Below are 17,049 nucleotides of genomic sequence, written 5' to 3'. Positions count from 1 at the left end.
AACCAAGGACACCAAGGTAAAGCATGAGTTTGATACCGAAAAAAGGCACGGTTTACGTGGTGGACGATGACGAAGCGGTCCGCGACTCGCTTCAGTGGCTGCTGGAGGGCAAGGACTACCGCGTACGTTGCTTTGACTCCGGCGAGTCTTTTTTAAGCCGTTACGACGCGCGCGAAGTGGCTTGTTTGATTGTGGACATCCGCATGGGCGGCATGACCGGGCTGGAACTGCAAAGCCGCCTGATCGAGATTCACTCGCCGCTGCCGATCGTGTTCATCACCGGCCACGGGGACGTTCCCATGGCCGTGGACACCATGAAAAAAGGCGCAATGGATTTCATCCAGAAGCCGTTCAAGGAAGATCAACTGGTGGCGCTGGTGGAGCGCATGCTCGACCAGGCCAAAGACTCCTTTGCGGAACACCAGAATGCGGCCAGCCGAGGCGCGCTCATGGCCCGCCTGACGCTGCGCGAAGCGCAGGTGCTGGAGCGCATTGTGGCCGGGCGCCTGAACAAGCAGATTGCCGACGACCTGGGCATCAGCATCAAGACGGTGGAGGCGCACCGCGCCAACATCATGGAAAAGCTCAACGCCAATACCGTCGCCGACCTCCTGAAAATTGCTTTGGGACAAACCACAGCAAAAGCTTGACGCTACTATATTTATAGCTACCAATGCCCGCCCCATAAGGACCAGCGGGCGTTTTTACTTGTGAAACCGAAACTATGACAACTCAACAAACCGGCCAGATCATCGATGGCGTCGCCCTCTCCGCCCGTCTGCGCGCCGATGTCGCCACGCGCGCCCTGGCCCTCAAGGCCCGCGGTGTAACGCCCGGCCTGGCCGTCATCCTGGTGGGCGAAGACCCCGCCAGTGCCGTCTATGTGCGCAACAAGGTCAAGGGCTGTTTGGACACCGGCGTCCATTCAGTGTTCGAGAAATACGAGGCCACCTTGTCGGAAGCCGATCTACTGACCCGCATTGCAGCGCTGAATGTGGACCCCACGATTCACGGCATTCTGGTGCAAATGCCCTTGCCCAAACACATCAACCCGCACAAGGTGATTGAGGCCATTTCCACGAGCAAAGACGTGGACGGTTACGCGACCCTGAGCGCCGGTGAGTTGATGACGGGGCAACCCGGTTTTCGGCCCTGCACGCCTTATGGCTGCATGAAGCTGATCGAGAGCACCGGCATCGATTTGCGCGGCAAACACGCGGTGGTGATTGGCCGCAGCAACACGGTGGGCAAACCGATGGCACTGCTGCTGTTGCAAGCCAATGCCACGGTCACGGTGTGCCACAGCGCCACCGCCGACATCGGTTACCACACCCGCCAGGCCGACGTGATCGTCGCCGCCGTGGGCAAGCGCAACGTGCTGACCGCCGACATGGTCAAGCCCGGTGCCGTCGTCATTGACGTGGGCATGAACCGCAACGACGAAGGCAAGCTGTGTGGCGATGTGGACTTTGCCGGTGTCAAAGAAGTAGCCAGCTTTATTACCCCGGTGCCGGGCGGGGTTGGCCCCATGACCATTACGATGTTGTTGGTCAACACCCTTGAAGCCGCCGAACGCGCCGCAACATAAGCCATCATGAACAATCCATTGCTTTCATTCAACGATCTGCCTCTGTTTGACCGGATTAAGCCCGAACACGTGGCGCCCGCCATCGACCAGTTACTGGCCGATGCCAATGCGGCGCTGGAAACGGTGACGGCGCCTGATTTTCCGGCGCGCTGGAGTGAGATCGCCAGCGTGCTGGATGTCTCGACTGAAAAGCTGGGGAGTTCCTGGGGCGCGGTGAGCCACTTGAACAGCGTCGCCGACACGCCCGAGTTGCGGGCGGCCTACAACGAAGCCCTGCCCAAAGTCACCGAGTTCTTTACCCGGCTTGGGGCCGACGAACGACTGTATGCCAAATACAAGGCAATTGATCCGTCTTCACTCAACGCGGAACAACGCCAGGCCCATAAAAACGCCATGCGCAACTTTGTGCTGGGCGGCGCGGAATTGGTCGGCGCAGACCGCGAACGATTTGCCGCCATTCAGGAACGCCAGGCCGAATTGGGGCAGAAGTTCAGTGAGAACGCGCTGGATGCCACCGACGCCTTTGCCTACTATGCCGAGGCCTCTGAACTCGACGGTGTCCCCGACGATGTGCAGCAGACCGCATTGGCCGCTGCCAAAGCAGAAGGCAAAGAAGGCTACAAGCTCACCCTCAAAATGCCGTGCTACCTGCCGGTGATGCAGTTTGCCCGCAGCAGTGCTCTGCGTGAGAAGCTGTATCGCGCCTACGTCACGCGCGCCTCCGACCAGTCCGACACCGAGACCCGCAAGTTCGACAACTCGGCCCTGATCAACGAGATGCTGGCTTTGCGGCTGGAAGAAGCCAAGTTGCTGGGTTACCGCAACTTTGGTGAGCTCTCGGTGGTGCCCAAAATGGCCGAGTCGCCAGAACAGGTCATCACCTTTTTGCGCGATCTGGCCAGCAAGGCCCGCCCGTATGCGGAGAAGGATCTGGCCGACCTGCGCGAATTTTCCACGCAACAGCTGAACCTGCCCGACCCCCAAGCCTGGGACTGGCCTTATGTCAGCGAGAAGCTCAAGGAAGCCCGCTACGCGTTCAGCGAGCAGGAAGTCAAACAGTATTTCACCGCGCCCAAGGTGCTGGCCGGTCTGTTCAAGATCGTCGAAACGCTGTTTGATGTGAACATCAAACCAGACAGCGCACCCGTGTGGCACCCGAGCGTCGAGTTCTACCGCATTGAGCGTGCGGGCAACTTGGTGGGCCAGTTCTATCTGGACCCGTCGGCACGCACCGGCAAGCGCGGCGGCGCGTGGATGGACGACGTGCGCGGCCGCTGGTTGCGCCCTGACACGCACCAGTTGCAAACACCGGTGGCGCATCTGGTGTGCAACTTTGCCGAAGGGGTGGATGGCAAGCCCGCCCTGCTGACACATGACGATGTCACCACCCTGTTTCACGAATTTGGTCACGGTCTGCATCACCTGCTGTCGCAGGTCAACGAGCGCGACGTGTCCGGCATCAGCGGCGTGGAGTGGGATGCGGTGGAGTTGCCCAGCCAGTTCATGGAAAACTTTTGCTGGGAGTGGGATGTGTTGCGCCACATGACCGCCCATGTCGATACCGACGAGCCACTGCCGCGCGCGCTGTTTGACAAAATGCTGGCGGCCAAGAACTACCAGAGTGGCATGCAAACCCTGCGCCAGATCGAGTTTTCGCTGTTCGACATGCTGCTGCACACCGCCCACGACCCAGCGCTGGATCTGATGCCCCTGCTGAACCAGGTACGGGCCGAAGTGTCCGTGCTGCAGCCGCCCACCTGGAGCCGCACGGCCCATACCTTCAGCCATATTTTTGCGGGCGGTTATGCCGCCGGTTATTACAGCTACAAATGGGCCGAGGTGTTAAGCGCCGATGCCTATGCGGCCTTTGAGGAAACGGTTGGACCGAGTGGCTTGCCCAATGTCGAAACCGGTCGAAAATACCGGCAAGCCATTCTGGAAGCCGGCGGCAGCCGCCCCGCGATTGAATCGTTCAAGGCCTTCCGTGGGCGCGCGCCCAATCTGGAGGCCTTGCTGCGCCATCAAGGCATGTCCGGCCACAAGTAACCAGAGTCACCGTCATGAACAACACTACCCAGTCAACCCGCCAGAACATTTTGGCTGGGCATGCGTCGCTCTTGGCGGCAGTATGTGCCGCCATGCTGCTGACGGCAGGCCCGGCACAAGCCCAGACGGTGTACCGGGTGGTGGGGCCTGACGGCCGCGTTACCTTTTCCGACAAACCACCGTTAGCGTCCGACAAGGCGACCGCCACGGGGGTTGGAGGCAAGTCAGTGGGTGGCGTCAGCACACTGCCGTTCGAGTTGCGCCAAGTGGCCAGCAAGTACCCAGTGACCCTGTACACGTCCAGCAACTGTGCCCCCTGTGGAGCGGGCCGTGCACTGCTGAGCAATCGCGGCATCCCCTTTACCGAAAAAACAGTCAACACCGCGGAAGACGCCGAGTCCATGCAACGCCTCAGCGGCGAGAGCTCATTGCCATTTTTAACCATCGGCAGCCAGCAGATCAAGGGTTTCGCGGATGCCGAGTGGACGCAGTTTCTGGATGCAGCAGGCTACCCCAAGTCTTCGGTCCTGCCCGCCAACTACCGTCCCCCGGCCGCAACGCCATTGGTCACGCTGCAAAAGCCAGCAGCCCCCAGCCTCGAATCCCAAAACCCTACCCAACGCGCGCCAGCCGAGCCAAGCTCGCCCTCAATGGACACCCGGTCCAATCCGGCGGGCATCAAGTTTTGATCCGTGCGGGACAGCGCTAAAAGGCTGTCCCGCAAGATTTCAGAAGGTCAGCGTTTTGACGCCACTGGCCGTGCCCAACAGGCAGACTTGGGCTTTTTGTACGGCAAAAACGCCCACCGTCACCACCCCTGGCCACTGACTCACTTGCATCTCGAACGCCAGCGGATCGGCAATCTGTAAACCCGTGACATCCACAATGATCTGGCCGTTGTCGGTCACCAACGGCTGACCGTCTTTCAGGCGCACCTGCGCCTGGCCACCCATGGCGGCAAACTGGCGTATCACGCGCTTGGCGGCCATCGGGATCACCTCGACCGGCAAGGGAAACTTGCCCAGCGCTTGAACCAGTTTGGACTCATCGGCGATGCAGACAAACTTGCGTGACTGGGCCGCCACAATTTTCTCGCGCGTGAGCGCCGCGCCGCCGCCTTTCACCATATGGCCGTGGCCGTTGATCTCGTCAGCGCCATCGATATAAACCGATAACTCTTCCACGTCGTTCGAATCAAAAACCGGGATGCCCAGCGCCAGCAGGCGCTCGGTACTGGCCACCGAACTCGACACGGCGCCCTTGATCTGGTCTTTCATGGAAGCCAGCGCCTCAATGAATTTATTGACGGTCGAGCCGGTGCCGACGCCGACGATTTCGCCCGGCACGACGTACTGAAGCGCGGCCTGGCCCACCAGGGTTTTGAGTTCGTCTTGTGAAAGAACGGCGTTAGTCTGGGAATTGAGGTTGGTCATCTGAGAAAATCGGTTGAGTTACAAGAAATTTGTACAAGAACTTTGCAGGAATTATCCGATGTCTCTCGTCCCCTACGCCCTCGCCCGCCCGTTTTTATTTAGCCTTGACCCGGAAACGGCGCACGAGTTAACCCTGAAATCCCTCGCCGCCCTGCAAGGCACCCCCTTGCAACTGGCATTTTGCGCAGGCCGGGTCGATGACCCGATTGAACTGGCCGGTCTGACTTTTCCGAACCGGGTGGGTCTGGCCGCAGGTCTGGACAAAAATGCCAAGTGCATTGATGGACTGGGCGCCATGGGCTTCGGTTTTGTCGAAGTGGGCACGGTCACGCCGCTGGCGCAGCCGGGCAACCCTAAACCCCGCATGTTTCGCCTGCCCAAGGCCGAAGCCTTGATCAACCGGCTGGGCTTCAACAACGAGGGTCTGGACGCCTTCATTGCGAACGTCAAACGCTCCGCCTTGTACCAGCAGCGCCAGAACGCAGGTACGGCCAAACCGGCGGATACAAGCAAAGCGTCGCCGATGCTGCTGGGTTTGAATATCGGCAAAAATGCAGCCACGCCGATTGAAAACGCGACCGATGACTATCTGGCCTGTCTGGAGGGTATCTATCCGTATGCGGATTACGTCACCATCAACATCTCCAGCCCCAACACCAAAAACCTGCGGGCGCTGCAGAGCGATGAAGCACTGGATGGTCTGCTGGGCGCCCTTGCCCAACGGCGTGAAACGCTGGTTACGCAACATGGCAAACGCACCCCCATTTTTGTCAAAATCGCGCCCGACCTCGATGAAACCCAAGTGGGCCTGATTGCCGCCACACTGCAACGTCACGGCATGGACGGCGTGATCGCCACCAACACCACGTTGAGCCGGGATGCCGTCAAGGGCCTTGCCCACGCCGAGGAAACCGGTGGCCTGTCCGGCGCTCCCGTGCTGGAAATGAGCAACCGCATCATCACGCAACTGCGCAGCGCCTTGGGCAAGAACTTTCCCATCATTGGGGTGGGGGGCATCTTGAGCGCCGAGGATGCGGTGAGCAAAATCAGGGCGGGAGCCGATGTGGTGCAAATCTACACCGGCCTGATTTACAAAGGACCGACACTGGTGAAACAGGCCGCAACTTTGATTAAAAAGACCTTCTAGCCCCCGTCCTGCTTGCGCAAGTAGCTATTATTTCAATAGCAACTAAAGCGCACGCGGGTCCGTTTTCAACAACCGGGTCACCAGCGAGCGCAGACTGGTCTGCAGCGCGGCAAAACCGCCTGTGATCGCCAACGTTTCTTCATTCATGTACAACTTGCGATTGATCTCGACCTGAATGCTGTGCCGATGCCGCGCCGGGTCGCTGTGGCGGCGCACCAGCTCGACCCCTTTGTAGGGGTGGTTGTAGGAAACGCTGTAACCCAAGTCCGCCAGATGCTCACAAATTTGTTGCGATAGCCGTGCAGAAGCCGTCGACTCATCACGGTTTCCGATTACAAAATCGGCATGCGCTTCACCCGGAAAATCGGTGGCATGGCTGGACGCCACCGCCGGCATGGAATGACAATTCAGGTGAATGCTGTAGCCGTGGCGCGCCTGGGCCGCATCAATCGCCGTACCGACGGCAGCGTGGTACGGTCGCCAGCAACGGTCGATGCGCGCCCGCACTTCGGCCACCGACAGCTGACGCTCATAAATGGGAACCCCGTCATCCGTCAAGCGCCAAATCAAGCCTTTGCCCAGCCGGACCTTCGACAGAAGCACCGGATCGGTCTCGACCGGGTCCGGCCAGGCTTGACTGAACAGGGTGGTATCGATCTCGGTGGTGTTGCGGTTGGCATCCAGGTAGCTGCGCGGAAAATACGCTTCAATCCAGGCCACCCCGAGGCCAAGGGCAAAGTCGTAGAGTTTTTCCACATGGGTGTCTTCGGCCCGGCGCAAGCCGGCCAGATCACAGGAAAAATCGAAGTCAACCGGATAACAGGTGCCACTGTGGGGAGAGTCAAGCACCAGCGGGGTGGTGCCCGGCAGAAAGCGAACCGATGAAGTCATAGCGTGAATTGTGCCGCAGCCAGTGCGCAGCCGTCCAACGCACTAAATTAACGAGGGCAAGCACCCGCCCACCTGACCTCGGCGTGGCGCTTGCCATGCTGCGCCACGCGGGTGAAGAAATTACCCCTGACCCTTACCCGCCAACGGAAGGTAAGGGTCAGGTCCGTGTTGACATCAACGGGGCGTCAACTCAAGCCGCATAGCCCGGATTGGGCAAACCACCTGTGATCTTGGGCGCATTGAGCTTGCGTGCCGAGACCTTGCCGCCACGGGCCTTGAGCCAGGTTTCCACCACATCCCAGACCATCGGATTGTTGGCATTCTTGGCTTCCTCGGCCACCGGTGCCCAGCCCGCCACCTTGTACTTCTTGCCCGCCTCGATCGGTTTGCCATTGAGCCGCATGTCGTCAATACGCTTGCCCATGCCTGCCAGCGGGTTGCAGCTGTACTGCAAGCCGCCGACGCGCACCATGTCGCCGCCCTGCTGGTAATACGGGTCGGGGTTGAACAGGTTGTCGGCCACGTCTTCCAGCACCGTCTTGATGGTGTCCCCGCTCATCTCGCTCACCGTGGCGTAGGAGTAGGTGGTGGCTGTCATGTCCATCAGCCATTCACGCGTGATGGCCTGGCCAGGCAGCAGCGTGGTGCCCCAGCGGAAGCCAGGAGAGAACGCAATGTCGGCGCCCTGCACGTCCATCAGCGCGTCCACCAGCAACTGGTCACCCGTGCCGTTGAAGTTGCCTCGGCGGTACAAGGTGCCTTCCGTGTAGGCGAGTTTTTCGGCCAGCTTGCCTTCATACGGTCCGCGAATTTTGGTGATGAGCGCATCCATCTCTGGATCAGCCGGCAGCATGTTGGCAAACACCGGCAGCAGCTTGTAGCGGAAGTCGGCGACGCGTTTGTCCTTGACGTCAAAGTCAATCACGCCCAAGAACTTGCTGTTCGAGCCGGCGTTGGTGACGATGGTCTTGCCGCCTTTGTTGCTGACGATGCTGGCCACCGGCATGCCGTCATGCGTGTGGCCACCCATGATGGCATCAATGCCGCTGACGCGACTGGCCATTTTCAAATCCACGTCCATGCCGTTGTGACTCAGGACGACAACCACCTGCGCGCCTTTGGCGCGGGCCTCGTCCACCATCTTCTGCATGTTGTCGTCCTGGATGCCAAAGGCCCAGTCGGCCACCATGTAGCGCGGGTTCGCGATCGGGGTGTAGGGAAACGCCTGGCCGATGATGGCGCAGGGCACACCATTGATTTCGCGGATCACATAGGGCTTGAACACCGGGTCGCCAAAGTCGTTGGTCTTGACGTTTTGCGCGACAAAATCAACCTTACCCGCAAAGTCTTTCTCGATGATTTCCTTCACACGCTCCATGCCCAGTGTGAACTCCCAGTGGCCGGTCATGACGTCCACGCCCAGCAACTTGCAGGCATCGACCATGTCCTGGCCGTTGGTCCACAGCGCCGTACCCGAACCCTGCCAGGTATCGCCGCCGTCCAGCAAGAGCGCGCCGGGGCGGCTGGCCTTCATGCGTTTGACCAGCGTGGCCAAATGCGCAAAACCGCCGACCTTGCCATAGCGGCGGGCCGCCTTCTCGTAGTCCAGGTAGCTCAACGCATGGGCTTCGGCCGTGCCGGGACGCACCTTGGCGACCCGGAGCAGGTGCTCGCCCACCAAGTGGGGCAGATTGCCCCGCATGGAGCCGATCCCCATATTGATGCTGGGTTCCCGGAAGTGGATGGGCTTGAGTTGCGCGTGGCAATCGGTCATGTGCAGGAACGACACATTGCCAAATTTCGGAATGTCATACAACCCGTTGGAAGCCGTGGCCGCGTCAGCCTCGGCATAGGTACCCAGCCCCATGCCGGCCATGGTGCCGGCCCCCAGCACTTGAAAAAACTCACGTTTGGTTAAGTTCATATTTTTGCGACTACTGAATTGATAAATAAATGGGAACCCGGGCAAGCCAGGTTGGAGCGCTGCTGATTCAGCTTATTGATTGACTGGCGACTTGGGGTCCAGCAGCAGGGCCATGATGTCTCGCACCTGCGCTTCGTTGAGGATGCCCATATGACCGGCGCGTGGCATGTTGGAACACGCGCTGTAGGCCTTGGCGTTCCAGATCTTGCCCCAGGTATATTCCACAATGGCCTTTGCCGCCGGGCTGTTGGGATCATCCGTTACCCCGCGCAACTTGCCGTAGTTGTACAGGCTTGGGCCGATCGTTCCAAAGGAAATTTCCTTTTTATCGATTTGGTGGCAGTTGTAGCAATTGCCGCCGTTTGGCGTATCCGCCTTGTCGGTCCAGGTCAGACCCCGGCCATTTTGTGCCAACGCCTCGCCGGCTTTCCAGTTACCCAGAAACTTGCCGTCCGAAGGCCACTTGATGGTCTTGAGGTTGGCTTCTTGCAGCGCATTGGCGGTTGCGTCATCGAGCGGCTTACCGGCCACGTCGGCGGCGCTGCAAGCACGATTGGTTTCATCGGTGTCGAGCACCGACACCTTGACAATACCTTCATCGCGAAAGGAAGCTTTGACGATATTGGCCGTTAATTTATCCAGATCGATCAAACCCGGATCGTTGGCGCAACCAGCAACGATAGCCGTCGCTGCCAATACGGACAACATGATTTTGTATTGTTTTTCCATAACGTTTCTCCTGAACAATCAGCGCTTGATAGCCGGGGCAACAGACGCAGAACCCTGGCTGTTAACGCCCAGGTAGACCCCCAGAGCCACAGTGGCATCGCTGGCAAAACCAGGGTACGGAAAACGTTGCTGGCGGTAGCAGTCGTTCAGACGTTGCTGCATGCCCCACATCTGGCCGTTCGACACGCGGTAAGCCGGCCAGGCGGCAAAGCCAACGCCATCGCCCGGGTTTTTGGTCAGGTTGGGGAGATCCTGCAAGCGGATACGGGTGTTGTCCTGCCCGTGGCACGATGCGCACGCAAAATCATGTGGCCCACCGCGCTGAAAGAACAAACGTTTACCTACTTCAAAGAATACTTTTTCTTGTTGGTGTGCTTGTGGAAGATTGAACTTCATGCCCTTGGATTCAGCCGAAATCCAGGTGGCGAGCGCCGTTATATTTTTCTGTTCGCCTTTGCCAAAAGCCGTTTTGGCAATCTCGGCGGCATTGAAACCCTGCAGGGTTTCCACGCAAGTCAAAAGACGAGACTCCACGTCCTGAACCTTCTTGGTATCAGGAAAGTAGCGCGGCAACTCAACAAACACCCCTTTGACCACGCCAGGGCCCTTGCCCAGATCGCATTTCTCCAGCGAAGCATTTTTGGGGCCGCGTTTTTGCTTCCACAAGTCTTCTCCTTTGGCCTCAAAAAGATCTGCCGGATTGCCATCCTGCAGCATGGCACGGTATTCCTCAATGCTTTGAACGGCCGACTTCTGCGCCATGGCAGCCGTGGTAGCAAGGCAACCCAATGCCAGAAGCGAAAGCGTTTTTGTCATCCTCATGATGATCTCCTGTGGTTTTGAAAACGAGCCATGAGAAAAAAAGGGTGAAGCATTCAAAGCCCCACCCTTGTCTAAAAATACCGCGTCAATCAGGAAGCGGTGGCTTCGTCGGTACGGGTTTCACCCTTGGTGTCTTTCCAGGTCACGCCGATCTTGTCGCCTGCTTTGGCGCCCTTGATAACGAACTGGAGAAACGGGTTCTTGGAGACCGCAGGGCCCCACTCCGCTGTCAAGACGGTCTTGCCGTTATGGGTGGCGGTTACTTCCTCGATGTGCCAGGCGGGAACGATTTTGCCAGCCGCGTCTTTGCGTTGACCGGACTCCATCTCGTGACTCATCAAAACACGAACGGTTGCTTTGTCGCCAGCTACTTGAGCTCGAATGCGCATTGGATCTGCCATTTTTTTACTCCTGAATCAGTATTGAATAAATTGAAAAAATAGGGAACGGGTGGCGATCAACCGCCGCAGCCGCCCAGAGTGACCTTGACTTCTTTTTTGGCAAAAAATACCTTGCCATCGGCCATCACGGCCACGGCATACACGTCAGACGACTGACCCATCTTGGAACGCGTGGCAAAGTTCGCTTCTACACTGTCGGTCACGTTATACAGAGCCACCAAGGCAGCCGGATTCTTCTCGACCAGAATCAAAATCTGTTTGACTCCGGGCAGTGACGTGCTGGCTGTCAGCGGTACCACAGCACCGTTTTCGGCGATGTCCGGGCCGCCAATAATCACATCTTTACTTTCGACCGGGGCACCGGCTCCAAGCGCCTTCAAAACATCAGCGAGGCTCTTGGCCTCAAAGGCGTTCTTGTTGTAGGCAAAGGCGTACTGCGGAAACAGGCCCGTAGATGCGAGGAGCCCTGCCAAGATGGCGCCTTGCTTGAGTGTCTTGCGACGAGTTTGCATGTGAATCTCCTTGATTAAATCAATACTAATTAAAAAATACAACGTACGAATTCGTAGTTACCCTATTTCCCAGCACCCGCAGCAAGCCAAGTTCCAATGGTATTGGCTTCAGCGTCACTCAAAGTCTGGGCTGGCATGGGTATGGGTCCCCACACGCCCGATCCACCTGACTTGATTTTTCCGGCCAGGTAGTCCGCCTTGCCGGCATACTTCTTGGCTATATCCACGAAGCTGGGGCCTAGTATTTTTTTGTCAACAGCATGGCAGGCCGTGCAGTTGTTCTTTTGCAGCAACGCCAGAGCCGCCTTGTTATCAGCGCTTGCGGCGTCTGCCTTGGGCGAAGCAGCTGGCTTGACCTGACCAACGGTCTGCGCTGCAGCCACTGGAGCGGCAGGCGCCGGCGCAACATCACCCAACTTGACTTCAGGACGTGTCGTGTCAGCACCATGCTGCGCCCCTACCGGCCGATTTTGCTCAGCCAGATTGCCGTGTGCATTGCGGGCAAAGTCCGGCAGGAAGGAGGCCAACTTGGGTTCCGGTGCACAGTCCTTCATGCAGGCGACATTGCTGGTGTCCGACTTTTTGGTGCCCCCAAACTCATTACCGGGCCACATGTTGTGCGCTGTCGTCATGCCATTGCGGTTCGGCATGCGGGCCTGCACTTCGGCGATGTTCTTGTCCGACAAAGTGTAGTTATCGGGAACAATGCCGTTCAGGTTTAACAAAAATGCGGTCACTGCATAGACTTCATCCGTCGTCAGCGACTTGGGCGCAGTCCACGGCATAGCACGGTTGATGTAGTCCCAGATCGTTGATAGTGAGGCGACCTTCATGAAAGTCGTCCGACCCGGAAAATTGCGATTGGTCAGGTTCGCAACATGGCCAGTCTTGATATCTTCAGGGGTTATGCCGCCCACCAGCGGGCTGAATACCTCACCTGACTCACCAAAGAAGCCATGGCACTGGGCACATTTACCCTCCCAGATATCTTGCCCCTTGGCAACCGTACCGGAACCTGCTGGCAGCCCCTTAAAGTCTGCCCTCACATCGATGTCCCATGCCGCCACTTCTTTGGGTGTTGCCAAGCGGCCCACCCCTGGGTAATGAGAGGCGGTTTGCGCACCGGCGAATCCGGCGGCAGCAAATAGCGCAGTCAGCAAAACAGCTTTACGAAACCTGAACATTTTTCACCTCACCGTTTTCCTGGACCAACCACGACTGAATGGCGTTGTTGTGATAAATGGAACGCGTGCTACGCACGGCGCGAAGTTGCTGGTAGGTGGGCTGCACAAAACCTGTTTCATCAATGGCCCGGCTCTGAATAATGGCAGGCTTGCCGTCCCACACCCAATCGAGGTTAAAGCGCGTGAGGGCTTTGGACAAGACAGGCGTTTCCAGTCGCGCGGTACGCCAATTACGGCCACCATCCACCGACACATCCACTCGCTTGACCTTGCCACGACCCGACCATGCCAGACCCGTGATGTTGTAAAAACCCTTGTCAAGCAACACCTGCCCACCCGAAGGCGTGGTCACGACACTCTTGCACTCCTGAATGCTGGAGTACTGGCGGTGCTGACCGCTTGGCTGTAAATCAATGTAGTGAACAGCCTCGTCTTTGGTGGCGTAGGGCTTGTCACCGACTTCGATGCGACGCAGGTATTTAACCCAGCTCACACCCTGCACACCGGGCACGATCAGGCGCAGCGGGTAGCCCTGCTCAGGCCGCAGCATTTCGCCATTCTGGCCATAGGCCACAAACACCTCGCCCGACTTGATCAAGCTCATGGGAATGGTCCGGGTCATGGAAGAGCCGTCAGCCCCCTCAGCCAAAACAAACTTGCCATTCTTAAGATCGGCACCCGCCAACTCCAGCAAGGTAATCAGTGGCACACCGGTAAATTCGCTACAGGACAGCATGCCGTGCGTGTACTGCACCGTCGGCACCGCGACATTACCCCAATCGACTGCCGTGTTGGCGCCGCACTCAATGAAGTGGAAACGCGAGACTGAAGGCAGGCGCATGATTTCGTCCAAGGTGAATACCTTGGGCGACTTCACCATGCCGTTGAGCATCAAACGATGCTTGGAAGGATCAATATCCCACCAACCCTGGTGATGACGTTCGAAGTGAAGACCACTTGGCGTCACGATACCGAACAATGACTGCAAAGGCGCAAACGACACCGACGCCTGGGTAGTCTGAGTCAGACCCGGACTTTGGCGGCGCTTGACATTGGCCTCATATTTGGAAGGCTTGCCGTAACTCCCTTCAGGGTCTACCCCCTGCCCCAAACCTTTGCTGTGCTCAGGCAGATTAAGGATATTGGGATCGCCGCCCTCGGCAGGCACCGGATTACCCTGAGCCATGACGGCCGGTACAGCGACACCCGCTGCCGCGGCTGCAAATGCGCTGCGAATGAAATCGCGCCGACCATTCTTGGCTTCGGTCACAACGGTCTTGATTCCGTCCCGATTCAAAAAACTTTCAGGGGCCTTGTGGACTCTCCCCGAACTTAAATCTTCTTGCGTCACACGATCTCCTTCAATGAGTTTCACGGTCTATATTTATATATTCGCAACCAGTAATATATTTTATTGACCGAACAATTCCATAGGTGTTTTTACTGATCTTTAAGCCGTTCTGTTGGTTTTTTGAAAACTACTTGAATCGGTAATGGTCACGATTCAGAACGGCAGCGATTGAGGTGACTTCGTCAGGAAATAGACTGAGGTTGAGTTCGGTATTGCACGACTCCACCATGCCCCGTAAAACGCCAGGGGCATTCACGCGGCCTGCGGGTTTGTAGATAGCACTTCCGTCTCCTCCCACCTTCTGCTGGTGGCAGGCTGAACACTTGCTTTCAGCAATCAACTTTTCACCCAACTTGAGGTCGGCGCCCTCGAACATAGCGGGAACCTGGGCACCAGCCGATGTCAAAGCAAGCAAAAACAGGGGGAAGATAAATTTGTACATACAGCTCACGATTACGGAAGGGAGACTGCGCCATGCAATACACCCGATTTGCGTCAATGAGATATTGATGCATCACGCGCCGGGTCTTGCCCCGGACGTGATGCATCAAGATACCGTGACTAGATCAGCTCAATAGCGCCAGCCGAACTGGATGCCAAGGGCTTGTTGCGACATCTTGACGGTGTCTTGAACAGCAGGATTGAGCAAATTAGCCCCTGTAACTGAATTGGAAGGCGCATACATATAGGAGAAGCTCACCTCTGTTTTGTCAGACAGGGCATAGGTTCCACCCAAGGTGTAATGCGTTGTGACAACACCTGGAGCTAGGATATTGAAGGTCACATCACGACCCTGGACAGGGTTATCTCCTACATTGACGCCACCGCGCATCGTCAGTTGAGGTGTTGCTTGCCATTGAACGCCCACCTTCCAGACGTTAATATCAGACCAACCAAAGCCTGGGCCATCAGCAGCGCCCAACTGCTTACCCAGCAGCAAATTACCGCTTGGATTGCTTATAGCGCGGACGCCACTGTAGCCAATGCGTTGGTAATCCAAGGCGAATAGAACACTCGGCGTAGCTTGAAAACTAGCACCTAAGGTGTAGTTCTCTGGGATATCAAAGCCACCATCTTCCGCAAACAGGCCCGCATATTTGGAGAACTTGGACATGGAAATCTTGGGCGAATATGAAGCACCAAGAGTCACCTTGTCATTGATCTTTCCAAGATAACCCAAGCGCACTCCGATACCATTGCTCGTGTCATATCCATTGTTGGTCAAGGCACCCGGAGAAGCAGAATATCCTGCAAATGGCGAAAGACCCTCTGCCTTGAACCGCTGATGCACCAACAAGGGAGAAACGCCAACCGAATGCTTGTCGCTAAACTTATAGGCCACAGTCGGAGCCACAATCAACTGAATCAAGTTAACACCCAATGCAGGAGTGCCACCGAAAAAGTTAACCGGGTAATCGGTATTCATACCGCCGTTGCCATAAACCGTGATGCCGACACCCAGTTTGTCGTTGATGGCGCGGTTGTAGCCGAACTCCGGCACATAAAACAAATTGCTATCACTTTTTGCAGACGCCCCACCTGTGTTGGACGACTCACGACTGGGCATAAAAAAGTCCAGTCCGAGCTCAGCACGGTTACCTACCCACGCCGCTATCGCCGGGTTGTTGGCACCGGCAAAGGCGTCGTCGGTCATGGCGACGGACGCGCCACCCATGCCTTTGGCTTTCATGCCGTAGCCATGTGAAAAATACCCATTGGTGGCCATGGCCGCTGTCAGTGGTCCGGCAATGATCGCCAGCGCAGCCAGATTACGAACCACTTTTGCTGTCTTTGTCTTACGCATTCAATGTCTCCTGTTTATATTTTTAAGTTGCGCGGTTTAAAACTCGCCTTTGGCAGCGCGGTCCATCATTTGGTAGATGGTTTCGCGAACTTTCCAGGCTTCTTCCTTCAAAGGCGATGGCAACTTGCGTCCCATCTTGACCATCATGTCCATGTTGAGGGTGTAAATCCACAGGCCATCGTCTTTTTCGACCACGGTCAAACGGCAAGGCAGATAAGCCCCCATGTGCGGGCTGAAATCAACCATCATGCGAGCCGTCGTGGGAGAGCAATAAGAGTAAACCTTGAGAAACTTTTGCTTGACACCGGTACGAGACTCCAACTCTTTGGACAGAGGCAGATCGCCCACACTCTTCATGTTTCGCTCAGTCGCAACGGTAGCAAATACCTGCTCAATATCTGCAACGGTTAACCCGGCTTTGACTTTACGTTCCCAGGTCGTGGCCACCGCAATGTCACCACCGCTGTCAACCCAGCGATCCCACATCTTGCTGGCTTCCGTGCCAGCGCCGTCTTCCAGTTTTCCTAGTGTGCTGATGCTGCCGCATCCAGTCAAAAGCACAGCGGCGACCAAAGGCAGCCATTTCAAATATTTTGTCAAAACGTTCACTTTTATTTCCTTGATTCAAGGCGGTTGCCATCGATAGATAGGTGTGCATCAGTGACGAAAATTAATTCTTCTATTGATGTGGATCAGATAGTGCTTCAAGAAGCAAGAAACTAACATTAGGATCAACCCTATACCCTGCGGGGTAGGGTATTAAATCCAGAATAATTTCGTAGGTTGAACGCTTGCAATCTGGCAAACTGCGAGGGTTTTATGCATCGAAACAATGGATTCACATGGCAACAAAAAAAAATTCACATCAACCCGAGTCGGCTACAGCCGTTTCCGACTATCGCGCTGATCACCAAAAAGATGTGGTTAATCGTTTGCGCCGCATTGAAGGCCAGGTGCGCGGCTTGATCGAGATGATCCAGAACGGGCGATCATGTGAAGAAGTTGCGATACAAATGTCTGCTGCGCGAAAAGCCATGGACAAGACGTTTTACCGGATGATGGCCTGCTCGGTGATGGAAGCTGTCTACGATTCCAAATCGGAGGCGCAAACCATTGTTGAGGTGGAACGCTCGGCCCGCATGCTTGAAAAATTCGGATGAAAAAACTGATCACCTGCCAAGCGTGTGCTCAAGCAAGCCGCCTCGCCAGCTAAACCA

General features: G+C 56.8%; 18 protein-coding genes. 6 read left to right on the top strand and 12 right to left on the bottom strand.

The genetic code is table 11. The features are described from left to right. The first annotated feature begins 23 nt into the window (after window positions 1-23). From HHJ17_RS03290 to HHJ17_RS03275, 4 genes are all read left to right on the top strand, one after another. The gene (locus HHJ17_RS03290) at window positions 24-650 is read left to right on the top strand and encodes a response regulator (RefSeq protein ID WP_296503475.1); all 627 of its coding nucleotides are present in this window, start codon (window positions 24-26) and stop codon (window positions 648-650) included. 74 nt (window positions 651-724) lie between these two features. Continuing rightward, entirely contained in the window at window positions 725-1,588 is an 864-nt protein-coding gene (folD, locus tag HHJ17_RS03285; RefSeq protein WP_296503478.1) for a bifunctional methylenetetrahydrofolate dehydrogenase/methenyltetrahydrofolate cyclohydrolase FolD, read from the top strand. Between the two features lie 6 nt (window positions 1,589-1,594). Next, on the top strand, window positions 1,595-3,634 hold the full coding sequence (locus tag HHJ17_RS03280; RefSeq protein WP_296504984.1) for a M3 family metallopeptidase: 2,040 nt from the start codon (window positions 1,595-1,597) through the stop codon (window positions 3,632-3,634). 14 nt (window positions 3,635-3,648) lie between these two features. Continuing rightward, window positions 3,649-4,323 (top strand): glutaredoxin family protein, encoded by a 675-nt coding sequence (locus HHJ17_RS03275; protein WP_296504983.1) that lies wholly within the window; start codon window positions 3,649-3,651, stop codon window positions 4,321-4,323. A gap of 39 nt (window positions 4,324-4,362) precedes the next feature. Here HHJ17_RS03275 and rpiA read toward each other — a convergent pair whose 3' ends face one another. Beyond that, window positions 4,363-5,067: a ribose-5-phosphate isomerase RpiA gene (rpiA, locus tag HHJ17_RS03270; RefSeq protein WP_296504982.1), complete on the bottom strand. Its 705-nt coding sequence runs from the start codon at window positions 5,065-5,067 to the stop codon at window positions 4,363-4,365. 58 nt (window positions 5,068-5,125) lie between these two features. On the opposite strand from rpiA, the gene HHJ17_RS03265 reads away from it, so the two are divergent. Continuing rightward, a complete protein-coding gene (locus HHJ17_RS03265) occupies window positions 5,126-6,214 on the top strand; it encodes a quinone-dependent dihydroorotate dehydrogenase (RefSeq protein WP_296503487.1) in 1,089 nt (362 codons plus the stop codon). A gap of 42 nt (window positions 6,215-6,256) precedes the next feature. On the opposite strand, the gene HHJ17_RS03260 is transcribed toward HHJ17_RS03265, so the two are convergent. The 11 genes from HHJ17_RS03260 to HHJ17_RS03210 form a co-directional block, all read right to left on the bottom strand. Further along, window positions 6,257-7,105: an N-formylglutamate amidohydrolase gene (locus tag HHJ17_RS03260; protein WP_296503490.1), complete on the bottom strand. Its 849-nt coding sequence runs from the start codon at window positions 7,103-7,105 to the stop codon at window positions 6,257-6,259. Window positions 7,106-7,295: 190 nt separating this feature from the next. Continuing rightward, window positions 7,296-9,029, bottom strand: coding sequence for a thiosulfohydrolase SoxB (gene soxB, locus HHJ17_RS03255; protein WP_296503492.1), 1,734 nt, complete (start codon window positions 9,027-9,029; stop codon window positions 7,296-7,298). Window positions 9,030-9,101: 72 nt separating this feature from the next. After that, entirely contained in the window at window positions 9,102-9,758 is a 657-nt protein-coding gene (gene soxX / locus HHJ17_RS03250; protein WP_296503494.1) for a sulfur oxidation c-type cytochrome SoxX, read from the bottom strand. Between the two features lie 18 nt (window positions 9,759-9,776). Beyond that, a complete protein-coding gene (gene soxA / locus HHJ17_RS03245; protein ID WP_296503678.1) occupies window positions 9,777-10,574 on the bottom strand; it encodes a sulfur oxidation c-type cytochrome SoxA in 798 nt (265 codons plus the stop codon). A gap of 95 nt (window positions 10,575-10,669) precedes the next feature. Beyond that, window positions 10,670-10,981 (bottom strand): thiosulfate oxidation carrier complex protein SoxZ, encoded by a 312-nt coding sequence (soxZ, locus tag HHJ17_RS03240; RefSeq protein WP_296503497.1) that lies wholly within the window; start codon window positions 10,979-10,981, stop codon window positions 10,670-10,672. A 56-nt stretch (window positions 10,982-11,037) separates the two neighbouring features. After that, entirely contained in the window at window positions 11,038-11,493 is a 456-nt protein-coding gene (gene soxY, locus HHJ17_RS03235) for a thiosulfate oxidation carrier protein SoxY (protein WP_296503500.1), read from the bottom strand. A gap of 62 nt (window positions 11,494-11,555) precedes the next feature. Continuing rightward, window positions 11,556-12,677 carry a c-type cytochrome gene (locus tag HHJ17_RS03230; protein WP_296503503.1) on the bottom strand — a complete coding sequence of 374 codons (1,122 nt, stop codon included), beginning with the start codon at window positions 12,675-12,677 and terminating at the stop codon, window positions 11,556-11,558. Next, window positions 12,661-14,052 carry a sulfite dehydrogenase gene (soxC, locus tag HHJ17_RS03225; protein WP_296503505.1) on the bottom strand — a complete coding sequence of 464 codons (1,392 nt, stop codon included), beginning with the start codon at window positions 14,050-14,052 and terminating at the stop codon, window positions 12,661-12,663. Before soxC ends, HHJ17_RS03230 begins: the two co-directional genes overlap by 17 nt. A gap of 103 nt (window positions 14,053-14,155) precedes the next feature. Continuing rightward, window positions 14,156-14,470, bottom strand: a complete 315-nt coding sequence (locus tag HHJ17_RS03220; RefSeq protein ID WP_296503507.1) for a hypothetical protein — start codon at window positions 14,468-14,470, stop codon at window positions 14,156-14,158. Between the two features lie 129 nt (window positions 14,471-14,599). Next, window positions 14,600-15,832 carry an outer membrane protein transport protein gene (locus HHJ17_RS03215; protein WP_296503509.1) on the bottom strand — a complete coding sequence of 411 codons (1,233 nt, stop codon included), beginning with the start codon at window positions 15,830-15,832 and terminating at the stop codon, window positions 14,600-14,602. Between the two features lie 36 nt (window positions 15,833-15,868). Beyond that, window positions 15,869-16,441 (bottom strand): DUF302 domain-containing protein, encoded by a 573-nt coding sequence (locus tag HHJ17_RS03210; RefSeq protein WP_296503511.1) that lies wholly within the window; start codon window positions 16,439-16,441, stop codon window positions 15,869-15,871. A gap of 182 nt (window positions 16,442-16,623) precedes the next feature. On the opposite strand from HHJ17_RS03210, the gene HHJ17_RS03205 reads away from it, so the two are divergent. Continuing rightward, window positions 16,624-16,992 carry a metal-sensitive transcriptional regulator gene (locus HHJ17_RS03205; protein ID WP_296504980.1) on the top strand — a complete coding sequence of 123 codons (369 nt, stop codon included), beginning with the start codon at window positions 16,624-16,626 and terminating at the stop codon, window positions 16,990-16,992. Window positions 16,993-17,049 lie beyond the last annotated feature (57 nt).

This window comes from Rhodoferax sp., assembly GCF_012927445.1.
Taxonomy (GTDB): domain Bacteria; phylum Pseudomonadota; class Gammaproteobacteria; order Burkholderiales; family Burkholderiaceae_C; genus Rhodoferax.
The sequence above is the reverse complement of the archived record's forward strand: the minus strand, read 5'-3'. Positions and strand labels throughout refer to the sequence as shown.

Excerpts from the sequence above, each read along its gene's own strand:
- HHJ17_RS03280 (WP_296504984.1), top strand. The coding sequence starts at position 1,595 with ATGAACAATCCATTGCTTTCATTCAACGATCTGCCTCTGTTTGACCGG.
- soxB (WP_296503492.1), bottom strand. The coding sequence starts at position 9,029 with ATGAACTTAACCAAACGTGAGTTTTTTCAAGTGCTGGGGGCCGGCACC.
- HHJ17_RS03275 (WP_296504983.1), top strand. The coding sequence starts at position 3,649 with ATGAACAACACTACCCAGTCAACCCGCCAGAACATTTTGGCTGGGCAT.
- folD (WP_296503478.1), top strand. The coding sequence starts at position 725 with ATGACAACTCAACAAACCGGCCAGATCATCGATGGCGTCGCCCTCTCC.
- HHJ17_RS03220 (WP_296503507.1), bottom strand. The coding sequence starts at position 14,470 with ATGTACAAATTTATCTTCCCCCTGTTTTTGCTTGCTTTGACATCGGCT.
- HHJ17_RS03260 (WP_296503490.1), bottom strand. The coding sequence starts at position 7,105 with ATGACTTCATCGGTTCGCTTTCTGCCGGGCACCACCCCGCTGGTGCTT.
- soxY (WP_296503500.1), bottom strand. The coding sequence starts at position 11,493 with ATGCAAACTCGTCGCAAGACACTCAAGCAAGGCGCCATCTTGGCAGGG.
- HHJ17_RS03265 (WP_296503487.1), top strand. The coding sequence starts at position 5,126 with ATGTCTCTCGTCCCCTACGCCCTCGCCCGCCCGTTTTTATTTAGCCTT.
- HHJ17_RS03215 (WP_296503509.1), bottom strand. The coding sequence starts at position 15,832 with ATGCGTAAGACAAAGACAGCAAAAGTGGTTCGTAATCTGGCTGCGCTG.
- rpiA (WP_296504982.1), bottom strand. The coding sequence starts at position 5,067 with ATGACCAACCTCAATTCCCAGACTAACGCCGTTCTTTCACAAGACGAA.
- soxZ (WP_296503497.1), bottom strand. The coding sequence starts at position 10,981 with ATGGCAGATCCAATGCGCATTCGAGCTCAAGTAGCTGGCGACAAAGCA.
- soxX (WP_296503494.1), bottom strand. The coding sequence starts at position 9,758 with ATGGAAAAACAATACAAAATCATGTTGTCCGTATTGGCAGCGACGGCT.
- HHJ17_RS03290 (WP_296503475.1), top strand. The coding sequence starts at position 24 with ATGAGTTTGATACCGAAAAAAGGCACGGTTTACGTGGTGGACGATGAC.
- HHJ17_RS03230 (WP_296503503.1), bottom strand. The coding sequence starts at position 12,677 with ATGTTCAGGTTTCGTAAAGCTGTTTTGCTGACTGCGCTATTTGCTGCC.
- soxA (WP_296503678.1), bottom strand. The coding sequence starts at position 10,574 with ATGACAAAAACGCTTTCGCTTCTGGCATTGGGTTGCCTTGCTACCACG.